Source organism: Oleiphilus sp. HI0043 (assembly GCF_001634935.1).
In genome coordinates this window covers 18915-38418 of record NZ_LWEY01001400.1, presented here as the reverse complement: position 1 = coordinate 38418, position 19504 = coordinate 18915, and the positions used below count along the sequence as shown (strand labels likewise).

The 19504-nt window shown below is 43.8% G+C and carries 17 protein-coding genes; all 17 read left to right on the top strand.

All coding sequences use genetic code 11. The annotated features are described in order from the left end of the window. Nucleotides 1-28: 28 nt before the first annotated feature. Nucleotides 29-787, top strand: coding sequence for a polyprenyl diphosphate synthase (gene uppS, locus A3729_RS19295; RefSeq protein WP_068508246.1), 759 nt, complete (start codon nt 29-31; stop codon nt 785-787). 20 nt (nt 788-807) lie between these two features. Next, the gene (locus A3729_RS19290) at nt 808-1638 is read left to right on the top strand and encodes a phosphatidate cytidylyltransferase (RefSeq protein ID WP_068508223.1); all 831 of its coding nucleotides are present in this window, start codon (nt 808-810) and stop codon (nt 1636-1638) included. Nucleotides 1639-1682: 44 nt separating this feature from the next. Continuing rightward, complete coding sequence (gene ispC / locus A3729_RS19285; protein WP_197470010.1) at nt 1683-2879, top strand: 1-deoxy-D-xylulose-5-phosphate reductoisomerase; 1197 nt, start codon at nt 1683-1685, stop codon at nt 2877-2879. Nucleotides 2880-2901: 22 nt separating this feature from the next. Then, a complete protein-coding gene (rseP, locus tag A3729_RS19280) occupies nt 2902-4272 on the top strand; it encodes an RIP metalloprotease RseP (RefSeq protein WP_068508221.1) in 1371 nt (456 codons plus the stop codon). Between the two features lie 25 nt (nt 4273-4297). Further along, nucleotides 4298-6625 carry an outer membrane protein assembly factor BamA gene (gene bamA / locus A3729_RS19275; protein WP_231877470.1) on the top strand — a complete coding sequence of 776 codons (2328 nt, stop codon included), beginning with the start codon at nt 4298-4300 and terminating at the stop codon, nt 6623-6625. Nucleotides 6626-6664: 39 nt separating this feature from the next. Further along, a complete protein-coding gene (locus tag A3729_RS19270) occupies nt 6665-7171 on the top strand; it encodes an OmpH family outer membrane protein (RefSeq protein WP_068508219.1) in 507 nt (168 codons plus the stop codon). A gap of 28 nt (nt 7172-7199) precedes the next feature. Continuing rightward, nucleotides 7200-8237, top strand: a complete 1038-nt coding sequence (gene lpxD / locus A3729_RS19265; RefSeq protein WP_068508218.1) for a UDP-3-O-(3-hydroxymyristoyl)glucosamine N-acyltransferase — start codon at nt 7200-7202, stop codon at nt 8235-8237. Between the two features lie 56 nt (nt 8238-8293). Beyond that, nucleotides 8294-8734, top strand: a complete 441-nt coding sequence (fabZ, locus tag A3729_RS19260) for a 3-hydroxyacyl-ACP dehydratase FabZ (RefSeq protein WP_068507400.1) — start codon at nt 8294-8296, stop codon at nt 8732-8734. Next, on the top strand, nt 8734-9543 hold the full coding sequence (lpxA, locus tag A3729_RS19255) for an acyl-ACP--UDP-N-acetylglucosamine O-acyltransferase (RefSeq protein WP_068508215.1): 810 nt from the start codon (nt 8734-8736) through the stop codon (nt 9541-9543). The genes fabZ and lpxA overlap by 1 nt, the downstream gene beginning before the upstream one ends. A 6-nt stretch (nt 9544-9549) precedes the next feature. After that, nucleotides 9550-10758, top strand: coding sequence for a lipid-A-disaccharide synthase (gene lpxB, locus A3729_RS19250; protein ID WP_082880474.1), 1209 nt, complete (start codon nt 9550-9552; stop codon nt 10756-10758). 9 nt (nt 10759-10767) lie between these two features. Further along, on the top strand, nt 10768-11376 hold the full coding sequence (gene rnhB, locus A3729_RS19245; RefSeq protein WP_068508214.1) for a ribonuclease HII: 609 nt from the start codon (nt 10768-10770) through the stop codon (nt 11374-11376). Between the two features lie 209 nt (nt 11377-11585). After that, nucleotides 11586-13664 carry a fibronectin type III domain-containing protein gene (locus A3729_RS19240; protein ID WP_068508212.1) on the top strand — a complete coding sequence of 693 codons (2079 nt, stop codon included), beginning with the start codon at nt 11586-11588 and terminating at the stop codon, nt 13662-13664. 149 nt (nt 13665-13813) lie between these two features. After that, nucleotides 13814-14119, top strand: coding sequence for a hypothetical protein (locus A3729_RS19235; RefSeq protein WP_068508210.1), 306 nt, complete (start codon nt 13814-13816; stop codon nt 14117-14119). Nucleotides 14120-14413: 294 nt separating this feature from the next. Further along, nucleotides 14414-15817, top strand: coding sequence for a sigma-54 dependent transcriptional regulator (locus A3729_RS19230; protein ID WP_369808198.1), 1404 nt, complete (start codon nt 14414-14416; stop codon nt 15815-15817). A gap of 276 nt (nt 15818-16093) precedes the next feature. Further along, nucleotides 16094-17446 (top strand): PAS domain-containing sensor histidine kinase, encoded by a 1353-nt coding sequence (locus A3729_RS19225; protein ID WP_082865320.1) that lies wholly within the window; start codon nt 16094-16096, stop codon nt 17444-17446. A 14-nt stretch (nt 17447-17460) separates the two neighbouring features. Next, the gene (locus A3729_RS19220) at nt 17461-18876 is read left to right on the top strand and encodes a sigma-54 dependent transcriptional regulator (protein WP_068508206.1); all 1416 of its coding nucleotides are present in this window, start codon (nt 17461-17463) and stop codon (nt 18874-18876) included. A gap of 242 nt (nt 18877-19118) precedes the next feature. After that, nucleotides 19119-19493, top strand: coding sequence for a flagellar hook-basal body complex protein FliE (gene fliE, locus A3729_RS19215; RefSeq protein ID WP_068508204.1), 375 nt, complete (start codon nt 19119-19121; stop codon nt 19491-19493). Nucleotides 19494-19504 lie beyond the last annotated feature (11 nt).

The window sequence follows — 19504 nt, the reverse complement described above, 5'->3', positions numbered from 1 at the left end:
AATTTCGTGTTATTAAGTATTGGGTTGGATAGATAAATTGAGTGAGCACATTCCTCTAAGCTCAGGGAGTAAACCTAGACACGTTGCTATCATTATGGATGGTAATAATAGGTGGGCTAAGCAGCGCAAAAAGATAGGGATTTCTGGGCACAAGGCAGGCGTAGATGCGGTTAGAGATGTCGTTAAAGCTTGTGTTGAGGAAGATATAGAGGTGCTGACTCTATTTGCCTTTAGTAGTGAAAACTGGAGGAGGCCCGCCGAAGAGGTTGGTGCGTTAATGAAGCTTTTCCTTTTTGCCTTGCAGCGAGAAGTTAAGAAACTGCACTCAAATAATATCCGCTTGCGAATTATTGGTGATCGAGAGCCGTTTAGTGATGTGCTTCAGGAGCATATGGCGAAAGCGGAAGAACTAACAGAAAATAATGATGGTATGACTCTGGTCGTTGCCGCTAACTACGGTGGGCACTGGGATGTCGCGCAAGCGACGCGGAAAATTGCCCATAAAGTTGCTTCCGGCGAGATTGCGGCTGAAGATGTGAGCGAAGACTTAATTCAATCACATATCTCTTTGGGTGACTTGCCTTTACCTGATTTAATGATTCGCACTGCGGGTGAGCAGCGCATCAGCAATTTTATGTTATGGCAATTGGCCTACGCAGAATTCTATTTTTCCGATTTGTACTGGCCCGATTTCAAGAAGGAACAGATGCTGGAAGCCTTAAAAGCCTATGCTGGACGAAAGCGGCGCTTTGGGCAAACTGATGATCAGTTGGATCAGGCCGAGTAAATAATCACGGGACTCTTTTTGTGTTAAAACAACGAATAATTACAGCTTTAATTCTTGCTCCACTTGTTTTGGGGGGTGTTTTTTTACTGCCTCCAGAGTATTTTTCTTGGTTTGTCGCAGCTATTGTTATTTTAGGTGCCTGGGAATGGGCTAACCTTTCAGGCGTGAGCGCTTCTGCAGCGCGAGTGGTTTATGCTCTCGTTATGGCGGTTTTCCTATTTTTGCTTGTCGGCAGTATGTCTCTTCCCTGGGTATTAACACTTTCTGTTGCATGGTGGGCCTTGGCATGTGTTCTGGTCATGACTTTTCCAGAATCATCTTCCCTGTGGAAGGGGAAAATAGTTCAGTTACTGCTTGGTTTTGTTGTGCTTGCTCCTTTGTGGAAGGCTTTAGTTTTTCTACGCTCAAGTGAATATGCGCCCTTAGCTGACTTAAATGTTCTTTGGCTTATTTTTTATATCTTGATGTTAGTGTGGGCCGCGGATACGGGGGCTTATTTCGCTGGCCGAGCTTTTGGTAAGAAGAAATTAGCACCAAAAGTTTCCCCTGGAAAATCGTGGGCTGGAGCCTGGGGCGGTCTGGCTGCTTGTCTATTGTTATCTCTGATTGCTAGTAATTTGCTAGAACATAATTTCGCAATGACTATACAGTTTGCAGTCATTTCAATTATTACTGGTTCAATCTCAATAATTGGTGACTTAACAGAGAGTATGTTTAAGCGACAACGCGGTATTAAAGATAGTAGTAATCTGCTTCCTGGTCATGGCGGTGTGCTTGATCGTATTGATAGCTTGGTTGCCGCGATTCCAGTGTTTGTCTTTGCTTTATACAATCTCTCTTGGGTCGCCTAGTGTTATTCTACTTTTCGCAAACTCTCAGTAATTCAGGTTATTAAGTGTCGACTATTCAAAGTGTATGTGTCTTGGGGGCGACCGGCTCTATTGGTCTAAACACGCTCGACGTGATTAGTCGGCACCCAGACAGGTATCGGGTATTTGCTCTGACGGCGCATCGCAGTGTCGAGCAAATGCTAGCTCTGTGTTTGAAGCACTCCCCAAGTATTGCGGTTATGGTGGATGAAGATGCTGCGCAATGCTTGCAGGGTGAGTTGCTAAAACATGCTTCTGATATCAAAGTTTTGGCAGGTGCGGAGTCTCTGGAATGTGTGTCCGCACATGATGATGTTGATGTCGTCATGGCTGCAATCGTTGGTGCAGCCGGGCTAGAGGCGAACCTTGCTGCTGCTAGAAAAGGTAAGAAAGTTTTACTAGCGAATAAAGAGTCCTTAGTTATGTCTGGCCAGCTCTTTACGGAAGAGGTGAGTCGTTCAGGTGCAACGCTATTGCCTATCGATAGCGAGCACAACGCGATATTTCAATGTCTTCCTGGTTCCTATCAGTGTGGCCAGTCTTTAGAACGAGAAGTGCAGCGTGTATTGCTCACTGCCTCAGGTGGGCCTTTCAGGGGGTGGTCTCGTGATCGCCTTAGTACGGTGACGCCAGAACAGGCCTGCGCACACCCAAACTGGCAGATGGGAAGTAAAATCTCAGTAGATTCTGCCACGCTTATGAATAAGGGTTTGGAGCTAATCGAAGCGTGTTGGTTGTTCGATATCAGTCCGAAAGATATCGAGGTTCATGTTCATCCTGAGAGTATTGTTCATTCCATGGTTGAATACTTGGATGGCTCGGTCATAGCGCAAATGGGAAGCCCCGATATGCGTACACCAATTGCCTATGGCTTGGCGTGGCCCGAAAGAATTGCCTCAGGTGCCATTTCATTAGACTTATTTGAAGTTGCTCAACTAAACTTTGAAAAGCCTGATCTTGAAAACTTTCCCTGCCTTAAGTTGGCTCAAGAGGCTTTTGATGTTGGTGGTACTGCGTGTACGGTCTTAAATGCTGCGAATGAAGTTGCTGTCGCGTCCTTTCTAAAAGGTAATGTCTCCTTTACTGCTATCCCTGATATTATTGCGTCAACATTAGAAGATGCCTCAATCGCTCCAATAACATCAGTTAATCAGATATTGTCTGTTGATGAAGAGGCTAGAGTTATAGCTCAACAGCAAATAATGAAGAAGAAACGGCCTTAATGAAGATGAGCCAGTATATTTAATGACACTGATTCAGACCATACTCTCGCTAATTATTACGCTTGGTATTCTAGTTACGATCCATGAATATGGACATTACTGGGTTGCCAAGCGTTGTGGTGTCAAGGTCCTACGATTTTCAGTAGGCTTTGGGCGCCCGATTTTTATGTGGAAAAACAAGGATGGAACCGAGTTTGCCATTGCTAGTATTCCTTTAGGTGGCTTCGTCAAGATGCTTGACGAACGCGAAGCCCCTGTAGAAACCGCTTTGCTTCCTTATGCTTTTAATCGCAAGCCTGTCTCGCAGCGTATTGCGATAGTGTCAGCAGGCCCTATCGCGAACTTTCTATTTGCTATTGCAGCTTACTGGCTGATGTTCATTATTGGCTTCAGTGCCTTGACTCCAACAATAGGTGAAATTGATCAGGAGTCGGTTGCAGCAAGGGCTGGTTTGTATCCTGGTCTTGAAATAACTCAGGTGGATGGGCGAGATACTCTGAGTTGGCGCTCTGTCAGTATGGCTTTAGTGAACCGTATCGGCGACAGCGGTGATATTGAATTATTCGCTAAGGCTGGTGCTAGTGAGACTGCTGATGGTTATACATTAAGTGTTGAAAACTGGATGTTGGACCGTGAGCCACATGGACTGCTTAAGGACTTAGGTGTCCACCCATTAAAGCCGCCTGTTCCCGCAGTAATGGGGAGTGTCTTAGCCGATAGTCCGGCTGAACAGGGTGGCTTAAAAGCGGGCGATAAAGTAATTGAGGCCGGCGGTAAAGTTATTGAAGACTGGTTTGCTTTTGTCGATGTAATCAAAGTCTCTGCTGAAAAAGATGTTGTCGTTAAGGTTGAGAGGAGTGGAGAAAACAATGGGCTTATTGTCGAGACTCTGTCACTTAGACCAGAAGTATTTATACGTGAAGACGGTGCCTCGGTTGGTCGTTTAGGAGTGAGTGTTCAGCCCTTTACTTACCCGAAAGAGATGATAAGAACGATAAGCTACGGTCCTCTTGAATCCCTGATGCAGGCGAGTGAACAAGTTTGGGCTGATTGTGTTATGACACTTAACGCGATCAAGAAGATGATTATGGGCTTAATTTCTCTTGATAACCTGAGTGGCCCGATAACCATCGCTCAAGTAGCAAGTGAGTCTATCGAGTCAGGTTCTGAAGAGTTTTTGCGTTTTCTAGCTTTATTAAGCGTAAGCTTAGGAATCTTAAATTTACTGCCCATTCCTGTCTTGGATGGAGGGCATATTTTTTACTATTTGATCGAAGCTGTAAAAGGCGAACCACTATCTGAGAAATGGCAGGTGTTGGGTTTAAAAGTAGGGGTGTCATTTATATTGATACTTATGTCTCTAGCTTTATATAACGATATTATGCGTTTGTAGTGGTTATTCATTAATAGGATTGTCTGTGTTTGGCGTAAAAAAAATAATTCGTAGTTGGCTTGCTCTGAGCTTATTGATTCTAGCTATCGCCCCCTTAGCTGCTAAAGCAGAAGCTTTTATTATCAATGATATTCGTGTTGATGGTCTTAAGCGGGTATCAGCCGGTTCGGTATTTTCTGCGTTTATCCTAAGTGTTGGTGAGACTGCTAGTGAAGAAAAGATAGTTGAAGCAAGTAAGGCGCTATTTAAAACCGGCTTGTTTACAGATATCGAAATCGCCCGTGAAGATAGAGATTTGGTCATTATTGTTCAAGAGCGCCCCTCAATCTCGAAAATCGAAATTGAAGGAAATAAGGATATCTCTGAAGAAGATTTGCTGGAAGGGCTCAAAGCTGCCGGGATGGCAGAAGGAAAAGTATTCAAGCGGGTAACGCTTGAGCGTCTGGAGCTCGAAATCCTTCGCTCTTATGTTACACAAGGTAGATACTCTGCTTCTGTAGAGGCCGAAGTTAAAGAATTACCTCGCAACCGTGTGGCAATCAAGTTGAATATCAACGAAGGAGAAGTTGCCTCAATTCTTCATATCAATATCGTTGGTAACCAAGCATTTTCTGATGAAGAACTAATTGAGCTGATGGAGCTCAAGATGCCAAGTTTTTGGTCAGTATTTACCAGTGATGATAAATACTCAAAAGAAAAGCTGAGTGGCGATTTAGAGCGTATACGTTCTTTCTATCTGGATAATGGTTATATCAAGTTTGCCATCGAGTCGACTCAAGTTTCGATTTCACCACATAAAGAAGATGTTTTCGTTACGGTTAATATTTCAGAAGGCCCGTTATATACGTTAAAGGACTTCGACTTGAAGGGAGACCTTGTTCTAGAGAAGGAAGTGTTAGAAAAGCTTGTTATGTTAAAACCGGGTGACGTATTTTCACGTCAGAAACTGACACTTACATCTGACCTTATCTCTCGTGCTTTAGGTGCAGAAGGTTATACTTATGCAAATGTTAACGCTATCCCTGAGGCGCATGATGACTATACCGCTTCGGTTACTTTCTTTGTTGATCCTGGTAAACGGAATTATGTAAGAAGAATCAATTTCCGTGGTAACACTTCAACACGTGATGAAGTCTTACGGCAGGAGATGATTCAAATGGAAGGTGGGTCTGCATCAACGGACTTGATCGAAGGTTCTAAAGCTAAGCTTGAGCGTTTGGGCTTCTTTAGTACTGTTAATATTGATACGCCCTCAGTACCGGGCACGTCAGATCAAATTGATGTGAATTACTCGGTTGAAGAAACTTCATCCGGTAACCTTTCTGCAAGCTTGGGTTTTTCTCAGGGTTCCGGTTTTTCACTTGGTTTGAGTGTTTCTGAAAGTAACTTTTTTGGCTCCGGTAAGAAGGTCTCTTTTGGCGTGAATACCACTGAGTCCGTTAAGTCTGCTAACTTTTCCTATCTCGATCCTTACTTCACTGTCGATGGTGTGAGTCGAGGGTTTAGCTTTTTTGCTAGAAAAACTGATTTTGACGAAGATGACCGTTCAGATTTTGTTATCGATGAAACGGGAGCATCGGTAACCTTTGGTTATCCTATCAACAGTATTTCTCGCTTGAAGTTCACTTTTGGTTATACCAATACTCAGCTATCTGCAGGTGAGGATGTGCCGCTCGGAATCAATACTTTTGTTTCTGAATATGGTACGAGTTTTAATACTTACAGCTTTACCGGGTCATGGACCAGAAGCACATTGAATCGCGGGCAGTTTCCAACGCGCGGGTGGGGACAGGGCCTAACGCTTGAAGTGTCGGTACCTTTCAGTGATCTATCATTTTATAAACTTAACTACCGCTCAAATACCTACTTCCCAATCGATAAAGATCATGACTTTGTATTCAGGATTCGCAATAAATTGGCGTGGGCTGATGGGTATGGTGATACCAGCATACTTCCATTTTACGAAAACTATTTCACCGGTGGTATTACTTCGGTGCGAGGTTATCAAAGAAATTCGCTTGGTCGTCAGTCGGTTCCTAGTCAGGCTGGTGGGTCTACAGACCCCTTTGGCGGAAATCTCCTAATTGAAAATAGTGCTGAGTTGATCTTCCCTGTACCGTTTGTGAAAGACCAGCGATCGCTACGCCTATCGTACTTTGTTGATAGTGGTAATGTTTTTGATACAGCAAGGGGATATGATTTTGATGGGAATGAGATTCGTTGGTCGACTGGCTTGAGCTTACAATGGATAACCTTTATCGGGCCCTTGGGCTTCAGTTTTGGTAAGACGATTAATGACATTCCCGGGGACGATACGCGGTTCTTCCAGTTCTCCCTAGGGCAGCCTTTCTAGTTACTAAGTAAACATAAAATAGATCGTTGGAGGTCTTTAATGAAATTATTTAAGCAAATTATTTTGATGGGAAGTATTGCTTTCTTCTCTATGTCGGCACTTGCTGAAATGAAGATTGGTCTGGTTGATATGAGAGCTGCCTTATTTTCTTCAGATGCAGCAAAAGAGTTCACTGAGTCAATGGTGACCAAATATAAAAAACAGGACCTTGAAGTTCGTGCTATCGGAGAAGAAGGTCAGCGCTTGGAAATGCGCTTAAAAAATGACGCTGCAATTATGAGTGATAATGAAAGAGCGAAAATGGCATCTGATCTTGAAGAAGCGATTCAGGAATATAAGTACCGCAAAGGTAAGCTTGATAAGGCTTTGGCAGAAAGACGGAATGAGTTTTTGAGTGATTCAAAGCCCAAAATCGATCAAGCGATCAACGAGCTAGTAAAAGAAGAAAAACTGGATTTGTTGATTCCTCGTGAAGCGGCTTTATATGCCAATCAAGAAATGGATTATACAAATAAAATTATCGAGAAGCTTAACAAGCTAAACTGATCTTTCTATATTTCGTGAGTTTAATCAGATGAAGCAAAATGCCTTTACCTTAAAATATTTGGCGGACTATGTGGAAGGAGAGGTTCGAGGTGATGCGTCGATAAGCATCTCGGGCCTTTCGACTCTGCAGTCGGCTAAGTCAGGTGATTTAAGCTTTTTAGCGAATCCTGCCTATGAGAAATATTTAGCGGATAGCCAGGCCGGTGCCGTGATTGTTACCCCTCAGGTAGCCGAAGCATACGATGCAGATTTGATTATTCATGATAACCCTTACCTGGCGTATGCGCGTTTAACTCACTTGTGGGACAGTACCCAGCTTGACCTTAGTGCGGGTTCAGATATCCACCCTTCGGCTGTTGTGCATGACACTGCTGAGGTCGCTGAAGGCGTTTTTGTGGGAGCTGGCGCAGTAATTGGTAAAGGTGTTTTCTTAGGGGCTGGTTGTGTAATTGGTGAAAATACGACAGTTTCTGATGACTCGCGGATAGGTGAATGCACTCGACTTTATCCAGGCGTCAATATCTATCACGGCGTGACGATTGGTGCGCGCTGCATTATTCATAGTGGTGTCGTGATAGGCTCAGATGGATTCGGCTTTGCTCCTAATAAGGGAGGCTGGGAAAAAATAGTTCAGCTAGGTGGTGTTGTAATTGAGGACGATGTCGAAATCGGGGCTAATTCGGCCATTGATCGTGGAGCTTTGGACAATACAGTAATCGAGAAGGGCGTTAAGCTCGATAATCAGATTCAAATTGCTCACAATGTCCGTGTTGGCGAAAATACTGCCATGGCAGCATGTTGTGCTGTTGCGGGGAGTACGACGATCGGAAAGAACTGTGTTATCGGCGGCGCAAGTGGTATAGCGGGTCATTTAACGATAACTGACGATGTGCATATCACTGCAATGACGATGGTGATAAAAAGCTTGAGTGAGCCTGGCGTGTATTCGTCTGGAACGGGCGTTCAGCCTAATGCTCAATGGCGGAAAAGTATTGCAAGACTTCGGCAGCTCGATAAAATGGCTGGTCGTTTAAAAGCATTAGAGAAGATTGTTGCCGACAAGTAAATAGTTTTGATCTGCTGGCGATACTGCCTGAACTTGCTTTAAAAGAGTCGAATCTCATGATTATGGATATCAATGACGTTAAAGAATATCTTCCTCACCGCTACCCTTTTTTATTAGTGGATCGAGTTACAGAGGTTAAAGCCGGAGAATGGATCAAGGGCTTTAAAAATGTGACGGTAAACGAAAACTACTTTCAAGGACATTTCCCTGATCAACCAATCATGCCTGGTGTGCTTGTGCTGGAGGCACTAGCGCAGGTTTCAGGCATACTCGGCTTTATTACGACTAACAAAAAGCCAAGTGAAAACTTAATACACTATTTTGCCGGAACAAATAAAGCGCGCTTTAAAAGGCCAATTGTTCCGGGCGATCAACTGGTACTAGAATCTCATTTGATTGCAGCAAAGCATAACATCTGGAAGTTTGACTGTACTGCATATGTAGATGGTGAGGTTGCTTGTATTGCAGAAATTATGACAGCGGAGCGAGAACGTTAATGACAATCCACCCTGATGCCAAAATCCATTCAGACACTAAAGTTCACCCTCAAGCAATAGTAGAAAAGGGGGCAATAATTGGTGCTGGTGTGGAAGTTGGTCCTTGGTCGTATATTGGTGAAGGTGTCGAGATAGGGGAAGGTTCACAGATACTTTCTCATGTGGTTGTTAAAGGGCCGACAACGATTGGTCGGAATAACAAGATCTTTCAGTTCGCCAGTGTTGGAGAAGAGTGCCAGGATAAAAAATATGCTGGAGAGCCTACCCGATTAATTATTGGCGATAATAATATTATTCGTGAAAACTGTACTATTCATCGCGGTACTACTCAGGACCAGTCGGAAACGATCATTGGTAGTGATAACCTCTTCATGGCTTATGTACATGTAGCGCATGACTGTGTTATCGGTGATAACTGTATTTTTGCTAATAGCACAACCCTGGCGGGCCATGTTCATGTTGCAAGCAATGTGATTTTGGGTGGCGGAACGATGGTTCATCAGTTCTGTAAGATCGGGGCGCATAGTATGAGTGCTGGCGGGAGTATTGTTCTACGTGATATTCCTGCTTTTGTCATGGCTAGTGGTCAATCTGCCTCGGCTCATGGTCTGAATACCGAAGGTTTGAAGCGAAGAGGGTTTACCGCTGATGATATTCGGGAGCTAAAGCGTGCCTATAAAGTTATCTATCGTCAAGGCTTGAACTTGAAGGATGCGCTTATTGAGCTAGAAGAGGCAGCGGCTTCGTCTGCACATGTTGCTCACTTCGTTGAAAGTATCAAGAACTCATCTCGGGGCATTATTCGTTAGGCTGATATGAAGGGTAGCGCTGAAGAACACCAATCGGTTCAAGAACAACTTTCAGATAACGTTGTATCTGAACGTCCAGTGACTATCGCAATGGTAGCCGGTGAAGCCTCCGGAGATATTTTAGGTGCGGGTTTGATCAAGTCCCTGCTTAAGCGTTATCCCAATGCTCGGTTCGAAGGTATTGGTGGCCCTTTAATGCTAGCTGAGGGTTTTAACTCTCATGTACCAATGGAACGGCTTTCTGTTATGGGGCTTGTTGAGGTGCTTGGGCGTATTTTTGAGCTGATTGGTATTCGGCGTCGCCTAAAACAACATTTTCTAAAATCACGCCCGGATGCTTTTATTGGCATTGATGCCCCTGACTTCAATATAGGCTTGGAATTGGCCTTGCGCAAAAAGGGCTTGAAAACCGGTCATTATGTTAGCCCCTCTGTTTGGGCATGGCGTCAGAAGCGTATTTTTAAAATAGCGCGTGCAGTCGATCTGATGTTGACTCTCTTTCCGTTTGAGGCAAAATTTTATAAAGCGCATGACGTTGCAGTACGATTTGTTGGTCACCCTCTGGCTGACAGCATTCCAGAACATTCAGATAAAAGCTCGGCTCGTGAGGCTTTGGGCTTGGATCAAAATGCGAAACTGGTAGCACTGCTTCCCGGAAGTCGAGCAGGTGAGATTTCTTATATAGGTAAGAGCTTTCTTGATACTGCGTGTTGGTTGTATGAGCGCGACCCCAATATCAAATTTGTTTTACCTTATGTTAATGAGGCGCGCAAAGAGCAAATTTTATCCTTGTTAGACGATTGCGAGGTAAACCTGCCGCTAACCTTGATTTCAGGTCGCTCGCGTGAGGTGATGGCTGCAAGTGATGTGATTGTATTGGCGTCGGGCACTGCAACGCTCGAAGCGATGCTGGTAAATCGTCCAATGGTTGTATCCTATCGAGTCTCCAAGATTACGCACTATATTATGAAGCGCTTACTGAAGGCTCCTTTCATATCATTGCCTAATTTGCTGGCTGGTCGAGAGCTTGTTCCCGAGCTAGTTCAGGATGATGCTCAGCCAGAATTAATTGGAAAGCAGGTAATGGAGCGCTTTTTACCTTCTAAGGCAACTGAAACTCAAGAGTCGTTTAGTGAACTGCATAAAAGCTTGAGGTTAAATGCAAGTGAACAAGCCGCTGACGCGGTAGTTAAGCTGATAGAAAGTGGCAAATAAGGAAGTATTGTGACTAAGGAATATGAAGCTTTTGTTTGTCAGTATAATGGTGAGCTGCTTGCTGGTGTAGATGAGGTGGGTCGTGGGCCTTTAGTTGGGCCAGTCGTAGCTGCCGCAGTTATTCTCGATCCAGCAAACCCTATTGAAGGTTTGGCTGACTCAAAGAAACTTTCTGAAAAAAAACGCGAGATGTTGTTTGATGAGATTCATGAAAAAGCATTAGCGTGTAGCATTACTCGGGCCAGTGTCGAAGAAATTGATGAAATCAATATTTTGCATGCATCGATGTTGGCAATGAAAAGAGCGGTCGAATCGCTTTCAATAAAACCGGAATATGTTTTGATTGACGGCAATCGCTGCCCTCAACTAAATATTCCTAGTGAAGCAGTGGTAAAGGGTGACTCACGAGTTGCTTGTATTGCGGCTGCTTCAATTATCGCAAAAGTTTCAAGGGATAGAGAAATGAAAGAGTTGGATAAGGAATATCCAGGTTATGGCCTTGCACAGCATAAAGGCTACCCCACTAAAGCGCACCTAGAAGCGCTTCGTCAATTAGGCGTCAATAATCTGTATCGGCGTTCATTCAAACCTGTAAAGCAGCTTCTCGAGCACAAATAAATAAAAACTCCTAGTGCTTGTTTCTTAGACTCTGGCGGATTTTTTGTGAACTTTGTGCTGTATCACCTGTCATCGATTTCACATTTTTTATCATTTGTCGAAAAGTTGACGCTTTTTGTTGCTAAATAATGATGTTTATCCGTCAATTTAAGTGTTCTGGCGCTAAGATTTCCTTACTCAAGATCGAAATTTAATAGTGGAATCTTCTCATGCATACATTTTTCCTCAACACTGGTGAAAAGCGAATTGCCGCTCTTACAAAGAACCTATTAGCTTCAAGTGTGGCCATTCTTTTAACGGCTTGTGGTTCTGGTGGCGGCAGTGAAGAGTCAAATTCCACTCCGGATGATGGTAATACCAATACCGTGACTACAACGATTAGCGGTACCGCTATAAAAGGGGTCGTTTCAGAAGGCTTGGTAAACTTATACTCAGTAGAAGAGCAGGGTGGCAAGACTATTCGTTCTGTTAATCCAATGGTGAGTCCAGTCAGAACAGACTCTAATGGTCGCTACACCTTTAATCTTGAGCAGGAAATTTCACAAGGCTCAGTTGTTGTCGAAGTGACAGCTGATAGTCGAACCAGAATGAAGTGCGATACAACGGAAGGTTGTATTGATAATGATGGGCAAGGCGTTTCTTTTGGTGAAAGCTTTAACCCAGGGTCTGGCTTTAGTTTGCGCTCGGTTGCTTCAGGTATTGTGGCAGGGCGGGAGTATAATGTTCATCTTAGCCCATTAACGCATATGGCGGCAGCTCATGCGGAGGCTAAATCTATTGGTTTGACAGCTGATAGTATTCAGGAATCTATCGCTCACATTGAAGACTTGCTAGATCTAGATGCTGGTGCGATGCGTTTGGCGCCAGCAGATTTAACTGCTATTGAGTCGTATAGTTCAATTACAAAAGCAGAACTGGAAATGGGTGTTTTGTCAGCCTCTTTCTTGTCAATGGTTGAGCTGGGTCGTTGGGATACGATTGAAGAAGTAATCGAACATGTAGAGGAAGTGATTGCCAGTGATGGCGTTCTAGGGGCTCAAAGTACTGAGGGCGATGAACAGATTACTCTGGATGAGGTTTTTCTAGAGGCAAGCGAAATTGCATTAGATCTAGAGCAAGCGCTTCCAGATAGTGAACATGCCGAGACATTTGCGGCGGTTAGACAGGAAACGAATGATTCCTATAACGACGTAGCAGAGCTTAACGAGACTCCTGACCTCGAAATTATTAGCCAGCCTCAAGGTGTAATTGTTGATGAGTTGGAAGAGGTCTTATTAAGTGTGGGAGCTACCGGTGGCGAGCTAAGCTATCAGTGGCGTAGAGATGGTGTTGAGCTTCAAGGGGCGGTACTAAGTTCACTATTGATTTCAGCTGCAGATACTTCCGACTCAGGCAGTTATGATGTTCTGGTGAGCGATGAGTCAGGTACCCTGGAGTCTTTGACTGCTTTAGTAGTAGTTAACGAATTGCCACCAGTAGTTGTGATAGACCCTGTTCAAATTTCTACGCAACCTACTTCTGTTAGTGTAGATGAAGGAGAGGGAGCGGTACTATCTGTCGCTGCGAGTGGCGGTGGTGAGTTGGTGTATCAGTGGTTTAAGGGTGGGGTAGCGATTAGCGGCGCGACCTCAAGCTCACTCTCTTTCGCTTCAGCTTCAGTCTCAGATAGTGGTGTGTATAGTGTCAGCGTGACGAATTCGGTAGGCTCGCAAACATCTGTTAATGCGACGATTCAGGTGAATGAAGTGATTTCCATTGCGCCTGTCGTCATTGCTTCGCAACCGCAATCTACCGCTATTGATGAGGGTGAGACGGCAGTGCTGTCGATCGTTGCGACAGGCGGTGGTGACTTGAGTTATACCTGGCGTAAAGATGGTGTTCAGATATCAGGTGCTAACGCGAGCTCATTAAGTATTGAGGCTGCCTCTGTTGCAGATGCCGGAGCTTATGATGTCATTGTATCCAATTCTGTGGGGCAGCAGGTGTCGTCAGTTGCTAATGTAGAAATTAATGAGCTTGAGGTTTTACAGTCGATAGCCTTGGAGTGGTCAATTCCAGAAGAAAGAGCGGATGGTACTGCTCTAGATTTAAACGAAATTGACAGTTACCTTATTCGATATGGTACAGATGCATCAAACTTAGCTCAAAGTGTTGTTGTAGGTAGTGGCTCGGATACCAGTGCGCAGATCGATGATATGGTAGCAGGCACTTATTATTTTGTGATTTTGACTATCGATATCGACGGTGTTCAGAGTGAGGAATCGGAAATAATTTCCTTAACGATCTGAGATCAGTTAACGTTGATCAGTAACTAAGGCTAAGGCGATAATGTTGTAATTATCGCCTTTTTTCGTTTCCATGGGGGCGGATCTTAACTTGCATTGTTTGTGTGTATTGCTTCATTATTGAGTGCTTGAATATCATTAGGTGGCATGGCGTGAACGAACGGTTTCTAAATATTGCTAAACAACTAAAAGATGCTAATGACAAGCAGGATTGGGCGCTTTTAACTGAGCTCGATGCTCAGGTGCGTGTCGAGCTTCAGGCAGTTATTGCTAGTATGCGAACTAAAGAAGATAGGGCACAGCTTTTATCGATCTTGAGGCGCTATGAAAAAGTTTACTCTCTGGTGCTAAAAGATAGCTTGAAGCATAGAGATGAGATCTCTATGGAACTTAAGCAGATTACCCGCGAAAGTAAGGCTGCGAATACCTATCTGGATTCGTCTCAATATAAAGCTTGATTGAGTTTTATTGCGCTGGCAATAACTTATAAGATAAGTGACAAAATTTTGAACATTTATTTATGTGGCGCTTATTTCGTCTTTTTTGCGCCACTTAATTGACTAATTAATCTATCCGTACTTTAATTGCTAGATATCGAATATTGAAGAATAATCGCTTTTTGCAATTAACCGCTCGAGCGTACTCATGGGTGCAAAAGTTTACTGTTTTGCTCTATTCATTACTTCAAGTTAAACCCAAAAAATAAACAACTATAAGGTCCATCTATGGCCCAGGATATGAAAGTTTTGGTTATGCATAATAACCAAGAAGTGCTTCGTGATATCTCTGTTATTTTATCCTTTCTTGGTGAAAGTGTTCTTAGCGCATCCTTGTCAGGTTGGCGCTCTACTATTGAAGAGCATGCAATTGAGCCAGAGCACTTAAGTGTCGTTTTTTTGGGAGCAGACTCGGAGCCGGTTGAGCAGATCGTTAAAGATTTACATGAGTGGGATGAGGGTGTTCCTGTGCTAGGGCTAGGTGATGCTGCTCTAGACGGGCTTGATGATATTCTTAGACGAAAGGTCATTGCGCAACTTGATTATCCTCTTAACTATAATAAGACGCTAGATAGTTTATATCGTGCCCAGGTTTATCGTGAACAATACTCGGCGCAAACAGGGCGTGGTAAGCAGCGTCAGGTAGAGCTTTTTAGAAGTCTTGTAGGTACTAGTCGCGGCGTTCAAGATGTTAGAGCTTTAATGGCACAGGTTGCGGATAAAGATGTGAGCGTCTTGATTACAGGGCAATCGGGTACTGGTAAAGAAGTAGTTGCCAGGAACTTGCATTATAATTCGCACCGTAGAAACAAGCCTTTTGTGCCTGTCAACTGTGGTGCTATTCCGGCGGAGTTGTTGGAAAGTGAATTGTTCGGTCATGAAAAGGGTGCTTTTACCGGCGCCATTACTGCGCGTGCAGGTCGATTCGAACTGGCTGAAGGTGGTACGCTTTTTCTAGATGAAATTGGCGACATGCCGCTGAACATGCAGGTTAAGATTCTAAGGGTCTTGCAGGAGAGGACATTCGAAAGGGTTGGGGGAAATAAAACATTAGACACTGATGTTCGTATCATTGCGGCAACGCATAAAAACCTTGAGGATATGATTACCAGTGGTGATTTCCGTGAGGACCTTTATTACCGTTTGAATGTATTTCCTATTGAGATGCCTGCACTAAAAGATCGTGTTGAAGATATCCCTCTTCTGCTCAATGAGCTGATTTCAAGGATGGAGACTGAGAAGCGTGGCTCAATCAGATTTAATTCTGCTGCAATACTGAGTCTATGTCGTCATGAGTGGCCTGGAAATATTCGTGAGTTGGCTAACCTTGTCGAGCGCCTGGGTATTATGCACCCTTATGATGTTGTTGGTGTTCAGGAGTTACCGCAAAAATATCGCCATATAGAAGAAACTGATGACGTTGTTCAGACCGATGATCTGCAGCTACAAAATGCCCCTGGAATGGCGAGTATGGATTCACCAGCCTTGTTGCCTGTAAATGGTATCGATCTAAAGGATTACCTGGCAAATTTGGAAAAGTCGCTTATTCAACAAGCTTTGGATGAGGCTTCTGGTGTGGTTGCTCGCGCTGCCGAAAAACTTCGTATACGTCGTACAACTTTGGTTGAAAAGGTGCGCAAATACGGCTTGAATGCCTAGGTATTATATTTCTTAACTATTCTTGCTCAGTCAAAAATATGTCAGCACGCAGTTTTGCGTGCTTTTTTCGTTTTATGGCGTCATAAAATTGTCTTATCTTTCGGGTTGTTATCATATTGCTACAATTAAGTTGCTGATAATAAAGAAAAAAAATACTTTGGCCTACATAGTGCTTAGATCAGGTTGTTAAAGCTTATTTGAGCTGCGCAGAGCGTTTGGCTGACAAATAAGCGAATAGTATTCCACACTGTTTTGACTGAATGATGTAGGTAAGCCATGGGACAACAAAAACTAGCAACCTGGATAGATGAACCTGCTTTTATTAGCTCGGAGGCAATCAATGCACGTGTTTCGCGCGTTGCGCATGATAGTTCTGGCAGCACTTCAATAGAGGGTAATGCTGCATTCAAATTTCAGGGACAAATTGACTCTACTCAAGATAACGGTGAGCAGAAAGTCGAAGAAGCTTTGTCCTTGTTTGACCACTTGTCTTCGCAATTAACCTCATCATACCGAAACCTTGAGAACAAGGTTAGTCAACTCAAGAGTGATCTTTCACTTGAAGAAAGTCAAAAGCAAGCACAGCGCAAGGAAAAAGAAGACCTAGCTAATCGCTTGTCTACCTTGTTGGAGGTGCTTCCGGCAGGTGTTGTTGTTCTAGATGAAAAAGGTTTAGTCACAGAATGTAATCCTGCGGCAATGGATCTACTTGGCGAACCGCTGAAAGGTTTGGCCTGGGTCGATGTTATTGCGAGAAGTTTTTCGCCAAAGCACGATGATGGACACGAGGTTTCTTTAAAAGATGGCCGAAGAGTGAAAATTGAAACTCGTTCTATGTCATCCGGGCCGGGTCAGCTGGTACTCCTTAGTGATCTGACTGAAACAAGATTGTTGCAGGAGCAAGTAAGCAGGGCCGAACGTTTGAGCTCTTTGGGTAAGATGGTTGCTAGCCTTGCTCATCAGATTCGTACGCCCTTATCTACAGCAATGTTGTATGCGGGCCACCTTTGTCAGCCTGAATTAGATGAATCGATGCGCGTGGACTTGTCGGAAAAAGTAATGTCTCGTTTAACGCATTTGGAACATCAGATTAGGGATATGCTTATCTTCGCGAAAGGAGATGAGCGCTTAGTTGAACGTATGCCGCTAAATGATTTCATACTCGCGCTTAAGCTTGCAGCCGTTCCAGTGATGGATGCCGCAAGTGTTGAGAGCGAGTGGGATATAGAAGCGTCTAATGCTGAAGTCTTATGCAATAAAGATGCCTTGGTAGGGGCTTGTCTTAATTTGGTAAATAACAGTATTGAAGCTTGGGAATGTTCTGCAGTTAGCAAGGAAACGCCATTAACAATAAAGATTAGTGTTGGGGTTAAGGAGGATGGGGCTGTGTGTCTTGTGATTAGAGATAGCGGTCCTGGTATTCCTGGCCAGCACAGGAGTAAGATTTTTGAACCGTTTTATACAACCAAGCAAAAAGGGACTGGCCTTGGGCTGGCGGTAGTTCAGTCTGTTGTTAAGGCGCATAAAGGTAATTTCAGAATGCGTTCATCCAAGAAAGGGGTGACTGCAATGATTGACCTGCCGTCAATTAATGTTACTCCTACTAATAATAATTTTGCTCAGTGTTAAGAGGTAAATAAGTCATGTCAGCGACCAAAGTATTAATTGTGGAAGATGATAAGGAATTAAGAGAAGCACTGTGTACAACATTACAGCTTGCAGGGATGGGCTTCGTAGAAGCGGACTGTGCTGAGAATGCATTGAAGGAGCTTGAAAACGCGCATTTTGATGTAGTGATAAGTGATGTAAATATGCCGGGAATGGATGGCCACGAGCTCTTGCAGCAGGTTAAGTTAAAATATCCTGGTTTGCCGATGATGCTTATCACTGCCTATGGTCAAATTAAGCTGGCTGTTGAAGCTATGCAAAGTGGTGCCGCAGACTATTTAGTAAAACCTTTCGAACCAAAAACCTTAATTCAATCAATTATTAAAATTTTGGGGCTTGGTGATACATCTGAAGAAAAGTCTAGTGATGAGAAAGGGCCTGTTGCTGAAGATCCATTCTCTAAGCAATTTTTTGAAGTCGCTCGCAAAGTTGCTGAATCTGATTCGACAGTAATGATTTCAGGTGAAAGTGGTACGGGTAAAGAAGTATTGGCGAGATATATTCACGAGTCATCATCGCGAAAGAACAAACCTTTTGTTGCTTTGAATTGCGCAGCAATCCCAGAGAATATGCTAGAAGCAACACTGTTTGGCCATGAGAAAGGGGCTTTTACCGGCGCGTATGCAAGTTCGCCCGGTAAGTTTGAGCTTGCCAATGGCGGAACCTTATTGCTAGATGAAATATCTGAAATGGATCTAGGCTTGCAGGCAAAACTACTTAGGGTTCTGCAAGAACGTGAAGTGGAGCGAGTTGGCGGAAGAAAAGCGATTCCTTTGGATGTACGGGTATTGGCGACGACAAACCGTGATTTAAAAGAGTACGTAAACGAAGGAAAGTTTAGAGAAGATTTGTATTATCGTCTGAGCGTGTTTCCCATGGCCTGGAAGCCTTTGCGAGAGCGTCCTATGGATATTTGGCCGCTGGCTAAACGCTTGCTTGCTGAGCATTCTAGCAAAATGAAGCGTGAAAAAATGGAGTTTGGTGAGGGTGTAGAGACTTACTTGTCTCAATACCATTGGCCGGGAAATGTCCGAGAGCTTGATAATGCGATTCAGCGTTCGCTGATTATGGCCTGCAATGGTGTGGTTAAGGTTAGCGACCTATGCTTGGATTTATCCGAGTCGGCTAACTGGATACTTGAATCCAAGCAAGAGGTTCCGACTGAGCAAGTTAGGTCGGTGCAGGTCGAGGTTGAGCCAAACTCTCGAACAGGTTTAGGTAAAGATCTAAAGCTTCGAGAATATCAAATAATTATCGATACCTTGCGTCAAGAAAATGGCAGAAAGAAGAATGCTGCCGAGAAGCTAGGTATTAGCCCAAGAACCTTGAGGTATAAGCTTGCTCAAATGAGAGAGCAGGGTATCGATATTGCAGCTGAAATGGCTGCCTAGGTATCGAATTGAGTGTACGGGTGGCTCTGCTAGTTGCCTGTTACAACAGGATTTCGTCAATCTGCTGATGATCTGTATGGGAGCGTATGCTCCCTTTTTTTGTTATTGCTAAGAATTAGCAATGCTATCATGTTAAACCTTCCAATCTATCTATAATTTCAGCTTGTCTGTGAATTGGCCCGCTTTATGCAGTTACTAACTTAAGCGTATTTTTAGTAACGAAATTTTGACAAGGGGGATGTATGTCTGGGATTAACTCCGTAGGGGCTAGAGCAGATATCAATCAGGTGCTGGCTGAGATGAAAAATCTGCGTGCGCAGGTTCAGAAAACTCAGGTTCAGACTGAAGAAATATCTCCTACAAAAATTAATGCCACCCAGGAAGCGAGCCAAACACCTAAATTCAGTGACATGCTGTCTAGTGCGGTTGGCTCGGTCAATGATACACAATTAAAAGCGGGTCAAATGGCTAAGGCTTTTGAGCAGGGTGACCCAAGCGTTACGCTTTCGCAGGTAATGGTGCAATCTCAGAAAGCATCGGTATCTTTTCAGGCGTTGACGCAAGTAAGGAATAAGGTTGTACAGGCGTATCAGGATATTATGAAAATGCCGGTTTAAGTGTTTGCTTC

Bases quoted from the DNA above. Each gene is read 5' to 3' on its own strand.
- A3729_RS19240 (WP_068508212.1), top strand. From the start codon at position 11,586: ATGCATACATTTTTCCTCAACACTGGTGAAAAGCGAATTGCCGCTCTT.
- A3729_RS19225 (WP_082865320.1), top strand. From the start codon at position 16,094: ATGGGACAACAAAAACTAGCAACCTGGATAGATGAACCTGCTTTTATT.
- A3729_RS19270 (WP_068508219.1), top strand. From the start codon at position 6,665: ATGAAATTATTTAAGCAAATTATTTTGATGGGAAGTATTGCTTTCTTC.
- fabZ (WP_068507400.1), top strand. From the start codon at position 8,294: ATGATTATGGATATCAATGACGTTAAAGAATATCTTCCTCACCGCTAC.
- rseP (WP_068508221.1), top strand. From the start codon at position 2,902: ATGACACTGATTCAGACCATACTCTCGCTAATTATTACGCTTGGTATT.
- A3729_RS19220 (WP_068508206.1), top strand. From the start codon at position 17,461: ATGTCAGCGACCAAAGTATTAATTGTGGAAGATGATAAGGAATTAAGA.
- lpxB (WP_082880474.1), top strand. From the start codon at position 9,550: ATGAAGGGTAGCGCTGAAGAACACCAATCGGTTCAAGAACAACTTTCA.
- lpxA (WP_068508215.1), top strand. From the start codon at position 8,734: ATGACAATCCACCCTGATGCCAAAATCCATTCAGACACTAAAGTTCAC.
- lpxD (WP_068508218.1), top strand. From the start codon at position 7,200: ATGAAGCAAAATGCCTTTACCTTAAAATATTTGGCGGACTATGTGGAA.
- A3729_RS19230 (WP_369808198.1), top strand. From the start codon at position 14,414: ATGCATAATAACCAAGAAGTGCTTCGTGATATCTCTGTTATTTTATCC.
- fliE (WP_068508204.1), top strand. From the start codon at position 19,119: ATGTCTGGGATTAACTCCGTAGGGGCTAGAGCAGATATCAATCAGGTG.